General features: G+C 37.0%; 14 protein-coding genes. 8 read left to right on the top strand and 6 right to left on the bottom strand.

What is annotated here, in order from left to right; genetic code table 11:
- Nucleotides 1-509: 509 nt before the first annotated feature.
- Nucleotides 510-1,055 carry a superoxide dismutase family protein gene (gene sodC, locus OZX61_RS00170; protein WP_195771688.1) on the top strand — a complete coding sequence of 182 codons (546 nt, stop codon included), beginning with the start codon at nt 510-512 and terminating at the stop codon, nt 1,053-1,055.
- 101 nt (nt 1,056-1,156) lie between these two features.
- On the opposite strand, the gene rph is transcribed toward sodC, so the two are convergent.
- Together rph and tsx are read right to left on the bottom strand one after the other, a co-directional pair.
- On the bottom strand, nt 1,157-1,873 hold the full coding sequence (rph, locus tag OZX61_RS00165) for a ribonuclease PH (protein WP_277094911.1): 717 nt from the start codon (nt 1,871-1,873) through the stop codon (nt 1,157-1,159).
- A 157-nt stretch (nt 1,874-2,030) separates the two neighbouring features.
- Nucleotides 2,031-2,882 (bottom strand): nucleoside-specific channel-forming protein Tsx, encoded by an 852-nt coding sequence (gene tsx / locus OZX61_RS00160; RefSeq protein ID WP_277094910.1) that lies wholly within the window; start codon nt 2,880-2,882, stop codon nt 2,031-2,033.
- A 326-nt stretch (nt 2,883-3,208) separates the two neighbouring features.
- On the opposite strand from tsx, the gene OZX61_RS00155 reads away from it, so the two are divergent.
- From OZX61_RS00155 to OZX61_RS00145, 3 genes are all read left to right on the top strand, one after another.
- Nucleotides 3,209-4,108: a 5'-methylthioadenosine/S-adenosylhomocysteine nucleosidase gene (locus OZX61_RS00155; RefSeq protein ID WP_195771685.1), complete on the top strand. Its 900-nt coding sequence runs from the start codon at nt 3,209-3,211 to the stop codon at nt 4,106-4,108.
- A 66-nt stretch (nt 4,109-4,174) separates the two neighbouring features.
- Nucleotides 4,175-4,960: a 5'-methylthioadenosine/S-adenosylhomocysteine nucleosidase gene (locus tag OZX61_RS00150; protein WP_277095601.1), complete on the top strand. Its 786-nt coding sequence runs from the start codon at nt 4,175-4,177 to the stop codon at nt 4,958-4,960.
- Nucleotides 4,961-5,103: 143 nt separating this feature from the next.
- Nucleotides 5,104-5,721 (top strand): TetR family transcriptional regulator, encoded by a 618-nt coding sequence (locus OZX61_RS00145; RefSeq protein ID WP_195771683.1) that lies wholly within the window; start codon nt 5,104-5,106, stop codon nt 5,719-5,721.
- A 38-nt stretch (nt 5,722-5,759) separates the two neighbouring features.
- Here the strand turns inward: OZX61_RS00145 and OZX61_RS00140 are convergent, their stop codons facing one another.
- A complete protein-coding gene (locus OZX61_RS00140; protein ID WP_277094909.1) occupies nt 5,760-6,377 on the bottom strand; it encodes a thiol:disulfide interchange protein DsbA/DsbL in 618 nt (205 codons plus the stop codon).
- A gap of 179 nt (nt 6,378-6,556) precedes the next feature.
- Between OZX61_RS00140 and ubiG the strand changes: the two genes are divergently transcribed.
- The 4 genes from ubiG to OZX61_RS00120 all read left to right on the top strand — a co-directional run bounded on the left by ubiG (nt 6,557) and on the right by OZX61_RS00120 (nt 9,313).
- The gene (gene ubiG, locus OZX61_RS00135; protein WP_277094908.1) at nt 6,557-7,273 is read left to right on the top strand and encodes a bifunctional 2-polyprenyl-6-hydroxyphenol methylase/3-demethylubiquinol 3-O-methyltransferase UbiG; all 717 of its coding nucleotides are present in this window, start codon (nt 6,557-6,559) and stop codon (nt 7,271-7,273) included.
- Nucleotides 7,270-7,941: an HAD family hydrolase gene (locus OZX61_RS00130; RefSeq protein ID WP_195771680.1), complete on the top strand. Its 672-nt coding sequence runs from the start codon at nt 7,270-7,272 to the stop codon at nt 7,939-7,941. The genes ubiG and OZX61_RS00130 overlap by 4 nt, the downstream gene beginning before the upstream one ends.
- A gap of 36 nt (nt 7,942-7,977) precedes the next feature.
- Nucleotides 7,978-8,724, top strand: a complete 747-nt coding sequence (locus OZX61_RS00125; protein ID WP_195771679.1) for a YciK family oxidoreductase — start codon at nt 7,978-7,980, stop codon at nt 8,722-8,724.
- A 172-nt stretch (nt 8,725-8,896) separates the two neighbouring features.
- On the top strand, nt 8,897-9,313 hold the full coding sequence (locus OZX61_RS00120; protein WP_277094907.1) for an RcnB family protein: 417 nt from the start codon (nt 8,897-8,899) through the stop codon (nt 9,311-9,313).
- Nucleotides 9,314-9,335: 22 nt separating this feature from the next.
- On the opposite strand, the gene OZX61_RS00115 is transcribed toward OZX61_RS00120, so the two are convergent.
- The 3 genes from OZX61_RS00115 to ileS are packed head-to-tail and all read right to left on the bottom strand — an operon-like array spanning nt 9,336 to nt 13,177.
- Complete coding sequence (locus OZX61_RS00115; RefSeq protein ID WP_277094906.1) at nt 9,336-9,818, bottom strand: FKBP-type peptidyl-prolyl cis-trans isomerase; 483 nt, start codon at nt 9,816-9,818, stop codon at nt 9,336-9,338.
- Nucleotides 9,811-10,347: a signal peptidase II gene (gene lspA, locus OZX61_RS00110; protein ID WP_277094905.1), complete on the bottom strand. Its 537-nt coding sequence runs from the start codon at nt 10,345-10,347 to the stop codon at nt 9,811-9,813. The genes OZX61_RS00115 and lspA overlap by 8 nt, the downstream gene beginning before the upstream one ends.
- Nucleotides 10,340-13,177: an isoleucine--tRNA ligase gene (ileS, locus tag OZX61_RS00105; RefSeq protein WP_195771676.1), complete on the bottom strand. Its 2,838-nt coding sequence runs from the start codon at nt 13,175-13,177 to the stop codon at nt 10,340-10,342. Before ileS ends, lspA begins: the two co-directional genes overlap by 8 nt.
- Nucleotides 13,178-13,207 lie beyond the last annotated feature (30 nt).

Here is a 13,207-nt window from a genome sequence, read left to right as displayed (position 1 = left end):
ATTATTCACAAATAACGTTCATTTATCATTTCTCTGACACGAGAACTAAGCAAAGCGCTATCTTCCTGAATTGGCTAAATTCTTATTTCCTTCAATCTCAAAACTAGCACATTAAGTTAATCATTATCAATCACTTAAAAAAATAAATTTGTCTAATATTATTTCACTGCTAAACACTATAAATTTAGCCTATTGAAAGGATATATAAATCAATAAATTACTATTAAACGAACTATACGTCTCTTTTTTTGCAATTAATTTTTATATAAAAATTAAGATTTTTATTGAAACAAAATGTCTATTCATTTTTTAATTTAACTTATCTTTCATCTATTCTTATTAGATACAGTTCTTCACTTTAATCACTGTTATTTTTAGCCATATATTGTCTAAAAAATTGTAAACTCGATATACAAAGGTCAATCTTTTAAGCAATCAAGGATTGTTTTACTGCATTTGATTGATCTTTTACGATACTTATAATTCAAATTAAATAGGAATAAATGAAGATGAAGCAACTTTATAAGACTGTAGGTCTATGCTTTACAAGTATTTTAATAGTTACAGGATGTACGACAATTTCTTCAATGCATCATCATTCTACAGAAAAAGTTACTGTATATGCCGTATCTGCACAAGGCATAGGAGAAAAGTTAGGTACGGTAACTTTGGAAGACACATCTGAAGGTCTAAAAATTCAGACTAATTTAGAAAAAATACCATCAGGCCCTCATGGTTTTCATGTACATGAGTATGGTTCATGTCAGCCTGTTGGAAAAGATGGACAAGTAGGTGCAGCTTTAGCAGCGGGTGGTCACTTCAATCCAAACCATGCAGAACATCATGGGACACCAATGACTGGTCACTTAGGTGATTTACCTCTGCTTACTGCCGATGCAGATGGAAATGTTAAAGAAACCAACATTGCACCACGTTTAAAACTCGCAGATATTCGAGGGCATGCAATTGTTGTTCATAGCGGTGGAGACAACTACTCAGATACACCGAAACCTCTTGGTGGTGGTGGTAGTCGTATTGCGTGTGGAGTTATTTAAAAGATTACTGAAATTTGAAAATTTTCTTTAGAGGTATACGATCAGCTCGTATACCTCTAGTATAAAACCAGTGATAAAACTGGTTTTATGCTTTTAAAAGCTTACCAACCCAATGCTTCTTGCTGTTTTTGAATAAGGGTTTGAATGCCCTGCTCTGCTAAAGCAAGCATACTGTCTGCTTGTTCACGTGTGAAAGGCTTATCTTCAGCCGTTCCTTGAATTTCAATAAACTCACCTGATTGTGTCATTACAACGTTTAAGTCTGTTTGGCAATTCGAATCTTCTTCATAGCACAAATCAAGTAAAGCTTCATCTTGATAAATACCTACAGAAATTGCAGCAATTAAACCTTTTAAAGGATCTTGTTTAATTTTTTTCTTTTCAAGTAACACGCTAATAGCATCTACAAGTGCAATCGCTGCCCCTGTAATAGAAGCTGTACGTGTGCCGCCATCTGCTTGAATAACATCACAATCAATTGTAATTGTATTTTCGCCAAGTTTTTTTAGATCGACCATCGCACGTAAGCTACGGCCAATCAAGCGCTGAATTTCTTGAGTACGACCACTTTGTTTTCCTCGAGCAGCCTCACGATCTGAACGTGTATGTGTAGATCTTGGCAACATACCATATTCAGCAGTTACCCAACCTTGTCCTTGCCCTTTTAAAAATCTTGGCACACTATGATCAATACTTGCTGTACAAAGTACTTTGGTATGACCAAATTCAATGAGAACAGACCCCTCTGCGTAACGAGTATAGTTTCTAGTAATTTTTACGTCACGAAGTTGATCGACAGCTCTCTGGTCTATACGCATTTTTTTTCCTTCAATTTAAAAGCAAATGAATGAAATAATTGTAACAGATTCTATTTATTTTTTTTGACGATTCGAGTGAAGAAAATGTACAAAACAAAACCAGTGTTTAATATCAGCTACCCAAAGTAGCTGATATTTGAGATATTATTTTAAAGACTTAGAAGTGATAACCTAAAGCAAGGTAATAACCCCATCCTGTGCTTTTTTGTGTGAAATCACCACTACCCCAGTTATTTGTTGCACCATCTTTAAACTGACCACCGTTATGGAAATAGCGTGCGCCTGCATATGCACCAAACTCTTTCAGCTTATACGAAAAAATATGGGTTGAAACAAAAGCTTCATTAGTGCGCGTATTACCACCTGTTTTATCAGCTAATTTAGAACCAAAATCGTAGTTAGAGAAAGTAAAGTAGTTTAAAGATGCACCATTTTGGAATGAATACAATGGATAGAAAAATTGTACTTGTAGACGACCGCCATCATCAGATGTATAGGCATTTGCAGCACCATAGTTTTCCCACTGTTGCTTCGCATAAACATTTACACTCATACCCAACTTAGTATGCGTATCAATTGATGTACCTAAACCATAATACAATGTATTTTGGCGTGTAAGCACTGTATTTCCAGCATCTACAATCCAGTCAGTTGCAATAAACCAATCTTTAAATGGGCCAACAGATAAGTCTTTGCCTGTTAAACGATTTAAAGAGACTTTCGGCTCATGTTCCATAAATAACTTAGAACTTTTGCTATCCCAAACACCTGTAATATTTTGGTTCCCATCAAAAAACTTAGGTGCGTCAAAATATCCATACCAATCAATTGGGCCTGTTTGTCCCGAATATTCAAGCTCTAAATAAGCATTCTTTACAGGTTTTGGGCTAAACATTACGTTATTGCTATAAATTCCCCATAACGTTGTGTTCATTGCTGAATTGGCTTGTTGAACAGTACAAAGCGTCGCTGTTGCAGCAAAGATATAGCTCAATAATTTGGTAGACATGATTTCACGTGCTCCTAAGTCACGAACTGTACAATTTTGACCGAGAGTGGCAAAAATGGAATAAAAGGAGTTTTATAAGCAAGGAATATGCCTATTTACATATTCAGTGCAACAAAAATCATCAAATAATCATATTGATGGTAAAACTAAGCTATTATTTTATTTCATTTATATGTGAAAATGTTATTTTTCATCAAAAAATAGTGTTTAATTTATCCATCTATTCATTTATTTTCTACTTTCTTAGAAAGATAATCTGCCAATCTTTTTTGGCATATTGCTTGCTTAACTCCCCTTCAATTATCCTGAAAGGCACTTTATTTAACATGAAAAAGTTATTGACCTTCTTTCTTAGCTTACTCATAAGCACCATCGCCTTTGCTCAAAGCAAATTAGATACGACCTCTCGCATTGCCATTATATGTGCATTTCAACCCGAAATTCCTGAATTACGCGCTGCATTAAAAGATGCAAAGTTACATACAATTAACCGTACCGAATTTTACACAGGTAAAATTGGCGATAAAGATGTCGTACTATTTTTATCAGGCATGTCAATGGTCAATGCTGCAATGACAACTCAAATGGCACTAGATCATTTTAATGTTAAGAATATTGTGTTTTCAGGGGTTGCTGGTGGTGTAAATCCAAACCTTAACATTGGTGATATTTCAGTGCCAGATCAGTGGGGACAATATCTTGAGTCTATTATGGCACGTCAAACCAATGGTAAATTTGTTGCACCTGCATTCTTAAAAACACCTTATCCAAATTTCGGTATGATGTTTCCACAAGATGTTCAAATTGCAAATGGTAGCCAAGCACCTGAAGAGAAATTTTGGTTTAAAGTAGATCCGAATCTAATGGCACAAGCAAAAGAAATTTTGGCTCAACCACGCCTAGACCGTTGTACTGCAGACAATCATTGTCTTAGTCATACACCAAAAGTTGCTTTTGGCGGTAACGGCGTTTCTGGACAATCATTCATGGACAATGCAGAATTACGCCAATTTGTATTTAATACCTTCCATGCAAATGTTGTAGACATGGAATCTGCTGCTATTGGCCATGTTGCTTATGTCAATGATAAGCCTTTTATCGTATTTCGCGCTTTATCTGATCTTGCTGGTGGTGGCGCTGGTGAAAATGAAGAGAGTACATTTATCCAACTTGCTGCGAAAAACTCATCTCAGATCGTTATCCAATATGTTAAAGCTTTGAAATAAATCACAATTAGAGATCTTACTATGAAAAAGTTCGTTCGACCTGCAATTGTTGCTATTACTTGCATTATGGCTGTACAAGCAACATATGCTCAAACAAAGCAGTCACCTGTGATTATTCAAGGTGCACTTGATATCGAAACTGACCATATCGTAAGTCAGTTGAAAAATGTAAAAGAAAAGACCTATGGTGCTTGGAAGTTTTGGGAAGGTACATATCAAGGTTACCCTGTTGTAGTATCACGTACACTTATGGGTATGACAGATGCTGCAGCTGCAACAACTTTAGCGATTGAACACTATCATCCTGCTGCAATTATTAACCAAGGTACAGCAGGTGGTCACGATCCAAAACTTAATGTGTTTGATATTGTACTAGGAAAAACTTCTGAAAATATTGGTGCATTTATTACACCAAATAAAGCATTGGGTGAAGGTTCAAATACCCTCACATGGAATAAGTCTTTTAATGTTTTACCTAAAAACAATACGCCAGAGGAAGAAAGTCGTCGCCTTCGTTTTGATGCAGATCCGAAACTTCTTGCTGCAGCCAATGCAATTAAAGCAACCTATAAACAAGGAAAAGTTGTTGAAGGCGTTATTGGTTCAGCAGATGTTTGGAATAACGAACTAGATCGTATTAAATATTTCCATGAAAATTATGGAACGTCAGTAGAAGAAATGGAAACCGCTTCTGCTGCACAAGTTGCGTCTCTATATCATGTTCCATTTATCGGTATTCGTGTACTATCGAACAACCTAACCAACAATGGAAGCTATAACCCAAATACGGGTGCAGCATGCCAACAATACGTACTTGATGTTGCTGTAAATTATTTAAAATCTGTGAAGTAATTCACAAGGTCTATTTGTTTCTTTAATAAATAGGCCTCTTTTTATCAATTATTTGTAAGATATTATGAGTTTATACTATAAAAATAGAACTCCAATTTATTCTATGTTTAAATTGTTTTTTATATTATTAGATGGAACTTGTAATGTCTATGCGTGCTGAGCGTAAGATACAAAGTCGGCAAGCCATTATCGAAAAAGTCCTTTTACTAAGCTATAACGGGCAGCCATTTCATAGTATGAGTTTACGTGAAATTGCACGTGAAGTAGGCGTTGTTCCTAGTGCACTTTACCGTCATTTCGAAAATAAAGATATGCTTGCTCAAGCAACGATCGATCAGGTAACTGTATTCATAAAAAGTGCACTCTTTCAATCTCGTGCTCGATTTACTACGCATAGCCACGAAACGACTGAAGTTCGTCTAGAAACATTATTTAAATTTGTTGAACAACATGCAACCTACTGGCATTTTTTTATTTCAGAACGTTGGGGAAACTACCCAATACTTGAGAAAATGATTTATCAAGATGTATTTGATCTCACACGTGACTTAGTAAGTGATTTAAGAAAATTAGATCAATATCAGAATACTCACCCGAACGAACTTTATATGTTTGCTGAAATTCTATTAGAGATGTGTTTGGTATGGTCTAAAGATTGGATTAACTTATGCAGAAATAATACGATAGAAATGGAAAAAATAAGTTTTTTTCAAAACTGTTTAAAACGAGTGAGCTTTATTCAGAGCGCACTACTCAAATAAGATCAAAGATACCCGTAGATATCTTTGATCAATCATATTTATTTTTTAGATTTCATTTCTTTATCAACAAGATATGTGAGCACTTGTACTACACGCTCATTTTCACCTTGAATCATATATTTTCCATCAACAACAACTGCAGGTACACCTGAAAGTTGGTATTGTTGTGCAAGTTTATTTGATTCAGCAACTTTCGTGCTTACAGCAAATGAATTATATGCACTATTAAACTTACTTTCTGGAACACCATATTTTGTAAAGAATTTTGCAGCCGTTGCTTGATCAAAGATTTGCTGATTGTCCACTTGAATTGCATGGAACAACGGTAAATGTGTTTTTTGACGAACACCTAACATTTCAGAAGCCCAGTATGTACGTGCACCTGACTCCCACACAGGATTCATTGCAGCAGGCGTACGAACAAATGTTACATCTTTTGGCATTTGTTTTAACCATGTCTGCATGTGTGGCTCAAGTTTAAAACAGTGCGGGCAGCCGTACCAAAAGAATTCACGGACTTCAACTTTATTGCCAGATACAGGCGTTGGATTTTTTATAACCGTATAGTCTTTCCCTTCAACAAACTGGTCAGCCATCGCATTCATAGAGAAAGCCATTACAGTTGCTGTTAACCCACCTAAAATAAACTTCTTCATATTCTGAGTATTCCCTTTTGCAAGTTTGTAAACTACGTCATAGAGTAACGCTTAATTTAAAAAGATTCATGCAAAAAACGTCTTGTTTCTGTGAAGTTTTTTGCATAGCTAGTCCATTTCTTGATAATAAGCGCTACACTAGATTAAATGAAAGGACTGAATAATTTTAGGTATAACATATGTCAGAATTAAATGTTGATCCACAAGAAATTGCAAAATTTGAAGCACTCGCAGAAAAATGGTGGGACAAAACATCGGAATTTCGCCCACTTCACGAAATTAACCCACTTCGCTTAAACTGGATAGATGAGCATGCAGGGGGACTTGAAGGCAAAAAAATTATTGATGTCGGCTGTGGTGGAGGTATCTTAGCAGAGAGCATGGCACGACGCGGTGCAACTGTACTTGGTATCGATATGGGTGAAGCTCCCCTGAACGTTGCTCGATTACATGCTGAAAAAAATGATGTGAATAATATTGAATATAAGCAAGTGCCTGTAGAACAACTTGCAGAAGAGCAAGCGGGTCAATACGACATTGTTACATGTATGGAAATGTTAGAACATGTACCGAATCCCGCATCTATTATTCAAGCTTGCAAAAGGCTTGTAAAACCGGGTGGCCACGTTTTCTTCTCGACCATTAACCGCAATCCAAAATCATATCTATTTGCCATCATTGGTGCTGAATATGTATTGCGTTTACTTCCAAAAGGAACACACGATTATCACAAATTTATTAAGCCTTCGGAGCTTGCTTACGACATTCGTGCTGCTGAATTACAATTAAAAAATATGATTGGTCTTCACTATAACCCACTTACAAAACATTACTGGTTAGCACCAAATATAGATGTGAATTACATGGTTCATACAGTAGATAAGAGATCCGTATGAAAAAGGCCGTTTTATTCGATTTAGATGGCACACTTGCAGATACAGCTGCAGATTTTATTCGTATCATTCAGCAAATCTGTAAAGAGCTTGGTCGTCCAATTCCAGCAGAAGATGCAATACGTGCACAAGTTTCTGAAGGCGCACGTGCAATGGTTCAATTGGTCTATCCAGAACTCAAACAAGACGATGCAACCTTATTAAAATATCGGCAACATTTTTTAGATGTGTATGAACAACAAGTTGTTGTGGATACAGACCTTTTCGCCGGGATGTATCCTCTTCTAGAGATGCTAGAAAAAGAAAATATTCCGTGGGGTATTGTCACCAATAAACCAAGATATCTTACAGAAAAGTTATTAAACGAGTTAAAACTCAACACACGTTGTGCTGTATTGGTCTGTCCTCAAGATGTCAAACATACAAAACCAGACCCAGAACCTATGTATTTGGCAGCAAATACGCTCAATCTTTCCTCAGAAGATATCATCTATGTGGGTGATCATCCTAGAGACATTGATGCTGGAAACAATGCAAATATGCTAACTATTTTGGCAGCTTATGGTTATTTACCACCCAACATGAAAGATAATTTAAATGCTTGGGGCGCAGATATTATTGTACAAAATGTTGAACAATTACATCTAGAAATTGCTAAGCAAATCAGCTAAAAATCACTACATAATAAAGTGAATGGAGGCCACACAATGAAGTACTCAGAATACAAAGCAAATCCAAATTTGCTTAAAGATAAAGTCATTTTAATTACCGGAGCAAGTGACGGTATCGGGCGTACTGCTGCGATCAGTTATGCACTTCATGGCGCAACTGTTGTACTGCATGGTCGAACCCTCAATAAGTTAGAAGTGATTTACGATGAAATTGAAGGTTTAGGTGCACCACAACCTGCAATTTTACCATTACAACTGTCTAGTGCATCTGTAAGAGATTATGAGTTACTTACAGATACGCTCACATCACAATTTGGCCGACTAGATGGGATCTTACATAGTGCAGGAATTCTAGGTGAGCGCTTACCATTGGCTGAATATCCAACAGATACATGGGATGAAGTGCTAGCGGTGAACTTACGTGCGCCATTCGCCATGACACAAGCTTTACTCCCATTATTGTCACAGTCAACGTCTGCATCTGTAGTTTTTACTTCATCAGGTGTGGGACGTGAAGCACGTGCTTTATGGGGTGCTTACTCTATTTCCAAATTTGGAGTAGAAGCAATGAGTCAAATTTTTGCACAAGAAAATACAGATCCGCACATTCGATTTAATTGTATTAATCCTGGCCCGACACGTACTGCAATGCGTGCCAAAGCTTATCCAGATGAAGATCCATTAACCCTACCTACCTCTGAAATGTTAATGCCTGCGTATCTTTATTTAATGGGTGAAGACAGCAAGGACTTAAACGGTCAGAGTATTGATGCTCAAGATTAAATGTATCATCCTCATCTCTAGCAGGGAGATTATTCTCCCTCCACCACCTTTTTAATTTTTTTTAATTCTTGCACCTAAAACTACTTATGATCTTCACACTTTCTCTGCATTTTTTAGATAAAGTAGGCGAAAGTTTTAATAGAAAAATAGCTATTTTAGATAAAGGTGCAATATGAAAAAGTTTTGTCATACCTTGGCATTTGCATCGAACTTGCTTATTTGTGCACCACTTTATGCACAACCACATCAAATGGGAATGGGGGGAGGTCCTGGGCAAAACTTTATGCACAATGGACCTCAACAAGATGGGTTTTCAAACTTTAATAACAGAGGGTACTCTTCACACCAAGAAGTTTGGCATGACCTACAGCAAATTCGTAAAGTTCAAGAAGAACAAGGTTTTGAACGCTTAAAACAGTTAAAGTGGCAAGCAGGATATACGATGCCTCAACATTATCGTAGTGATAGATATAAAGTTAACTATATCGAATACAATCTGCCTAGGCCCGAAAGAGATCAGCAGTGGTATCGTATTAATAACGATTTTTTACTTATTAATGCCAGTAATACAATTGTGAATGTCCAATAAAAAAAGCGCCTAGGCGCTTTTTTTACAAAATACTAAAGCTTTGCTCACCTGAAGGTGTCACTTTAAATATTTCCACCTCAAAACTAATATTCTTTCCAGCTAAAGGGTGGTTAAAATCTATTTCGGTCGTATCATCATTCACAGCTTTTACCACGCCGAATAAGCTTGATTTCGCTTTATCTTCAAACTCAATTAAATGACCTACAGTAGGTAACTGTTCAAATTTCACCGTATCAAATATTTGTACATTTTCAGGATTCCAAGGGCCAAAAGCATCTTCTGGCGGTAGGTGTACCGTACGGCGATCACCTGCACGTAATCCATAAAGTGCTTTTTCAAATCCTGGTAATAAATTCCCATCGCCAATCGTAAGTTTTACAGGTGTCTCATGTTGGCGTGTATTATCAATTTCCACACCATTTTCAAGAGCAACCGAAAAGTGTAATTCAACTTGTGAACCGGCCTCTACTCTAACCTCTTCATTAGGAGTAATGATATCAACCATTTTTTTGCTCCAATTTTTGCTTACGCTTCTTTTCTAAAAAGAAGGTATCAATCAATAATAGAATAGTTCCCAATGTGATTGCACTATCGGCAATATTAAAGGCAGGAAAGTTATAGTGTTGATAATACACATGTATAAAATCGACCACATAGCCTAAAGTAATTCGATCAATCAAATTACCAATCGCACCACCGAGAATAAGTGCCAAAGCTGCAGGCAATACCTTCTGCGTTTTTGGCATGCGCATTAGCCAAAAAACGAATACCAATGACACAATACCAGCAAGGCCAATAAATACATAACGTTGCCAACCACCTGCGCCAGATAAGAAGCTAAAAGCAGCACCATAGTTATGTAAAAGCGTCCAATTTAAAAAAGGAACCACATGCTGGGGATCAGCATATTCAAGTGCTGTACTTGCAATATGCTTCGTCCATTGATCAATCACTATGGCTAGTACAGAAAGTACTAACCATAATGCATTACTCGCATGAAATTTTGAGCCTTTTTCATGTTGTTGATTAGGCATATTTTCTCTCTTCACCTGTACCATCGACGTTGATGATACAACGAGAGCATAATCCCGGATGTTCTGAATGTGTATTTACATCTGGTAATACATGCCAACAACGAACACATTTTTCACCTTCGGCAGCAAGAATCTCTACACGTAAACCTTCAACCTCAGTTTCCTTGCCTTCTTCAGCAAACGCATTTACCTCAACTTGAGAAGTAATGAGTACAAAACGAAGTTCATTTTCTAATGATTTAAGTAGTTTTTCTAGTTCAGGTGTTGCCCAGATTTTTACTTTAGCAGATAAATTTCCACCTACAACTTTTTCATTTCGAGCAAATTCAATTTGTTTATTCACAGCAGATTTTACTTGAATAAGTTGCTGCCAAGCTTGCTCAGAAATTTCATTTTCTGCGACTTGAGGCAACTCATACCATGTTTGCGTAAACACGTATTTTTCAGACTGTTCAGGAATTAAAGGCCATGCTTCTTGTGCAGTAAAGCTCAAAATTGGGCTCATCCAACGAACAAAGGCTTGAACAATGTGGTAAAGCGCTGTTTGTGCTGAATGGCGAGCTTGTGAATCTGCTTTAGTGGTATATTGGCGATCTTTAATAATATCTAGATAGAAACCACCTAAATCATTAATACAGAAACTGGTTAACGCTGTACATACAGCATGAAAATTCATTTCATTATACGCATCAATAATTGTCTTTTGGACTTCATTGGCACGTTGTAAAATATATTGATCCAAAGCAATCAATTGATCTACTGGTAGTGAGTCTTTACTTGGCTCAAAACCTTTAAGATTTGCCAATAAGAAACGCAGCGTATTACGAATACGGCGATAACTGTCACTTACACGATTAAAGATTTCTTTAGATGCTGCAATCTCATAACGATAATCACTTGATGCTACATATAAACGTAACCCATCTGCACCTAATTGCTTTGTAATTTCTTCTAAGGGAATATAGTTCCCTAAAGATTTAGAAAGTTTACGCCCTTTTTCATCGACGGTGAAACCATGCGTAAGTAGCGTTTTGTATGGTGCACGGTTATGTATTGCTACAGATGTCAATAATGAAGACTGGAACCAACCACGATGTTGGTCAGAACCTTCTAAATATAAATCGGCAGGACTATGTAACTCTTCACGTTGATCTAGCACAGCATAATGAGTAGTACCAGAATCAAACCATACATCTAATGTATCACGTACAGGGTTGTACTCTTTTGCTTCATCCGCACTTAAGAATGCATCTGTATCACGTGTAAACCACGCATCAATACCTTCTTTTTCAATCAGCTGAGCAACTTCTTCAATAATTTCAGGTGTACGTGGGTGTAGCTCATTGGTATCTTTATGTACAAAGAATGGAATTGGTACACCCCATGTTCTTTGACGTGAAATACACCAGTCAGGACGACCTTCAATCATCGATTCAATACGGCTTTGTCCCCAATTCGGTACAAACTTAATATCGTTTTCGATAGATTTTAATGCACCTTCACGCAAGCCATTTTGATCCATATTAATGAACCATTGTGGTGTTGCACGGAAAATAATTGGTGTTTTATGGCGCCAGCAATGTGGATAGCTATGTTGAATCGTTTCATGTGCCCACAGACGACCTGCTTCACGTAATGCATCAATAATTTTAGGAACAGCTTTATAAATATGCTCGCCTACAAATACAGATGCAGCAGGTAAATAAACACCATTTCCACCTACAGGATTTTCTACAGGTAAATTATTTTGTAGACCAACTTTATAGTCATCTACACCGTGTGCAGGTGCAGTATGTACAGCACCCGTACCACTTGTTGCAACAACATGCTCACCTAAAATTACAGGAACTTGTCTTTCAACAATTAATGGATGTTGTAACTGAAGCTGATCAAGTTTTTCACCGACAAAATCTGCAATAACTTTTGGATTTTGAAGCTTATAACGCTCATAAGCAGACTGAGCCAAATCTTTTGCAAAAATTATATTTTGCTTACCAGTATCAGTATCAATTTCAATCAGTTGATATTCAATTTCAGCATGTACAGCTACAGCTTGGTTGGCAGGAATGGTCCATGGTGTTGTAGTCCAAATGACCATATCTGTTGCTGTTGTAACGTCTATACCTAAACGCTTTGAAAGATCTTTTAAATCTACAACTGCAAAACCAACGTCAATTGCTTCTGATTTCTTATCCTCATATTCAACTTCAGCTTCAGCCAGTGCTGAACCACAGTCTAAACACCAGTTCACAGGTTTTAGACCGGGTTGAATATGACCATTCTTCTGAATCGCACCTAACGCACGAACAATATCTGCTTCTTGTTTAAAATTCATGGTTAGGTAAGGATTATCCCAATCACCTAAAATACCGAGACGTTTAAAGTCCTGACGCTGTAAGTCAACTTGCTTTAATGCATATTCACGGCAGAGTTTACGGAATGTCGTTGCATCTACTTTTTGCCCGACCTTTCCAACTTTTTCTTCTACTTTTAGTTCGATTGGTAAACCATGGCAGTCCCAACCCGGAACATAAGGTGCGTCAAAGCCATCTAAAGTGCGACTTTTAATAATAATATCTTTAAGTACTTTATTTACTACATGTCCTAAATGGATTTGACCATTTGCATATGGAGGGCCGTCATGCAATATATATTTCTTTTTGCCAATACGCGAGTCACGAATTCGCTGATAAATGTTGTCGGCATACCACTCTTCCAACCATTTCACCTCACGTACTGCTAAGTTTGCTTTCATTGCAAACTCAGTACCCGGCAAGTTCAATGTGGCTTTATAATCCACTACATTTTCAGGATTTTGCTTATCGCTCATGCAAGTTACTTCCAGTTTTCAGAGTTTTCT

The organism is Acinetobacter sp. ESL0695 (genome assembly GCF_029392135.1).
Taxonomy (GTDB): Bacteria; Pseudomonadota; Gammaproteobacteria; order Pseudomonadales; family Moraxellaceae; genus Acinetobacter; species Acinetobacter pollinis.
This window is presented reverse-complemented; position numbering and strand designations above follow the sequence as displayed.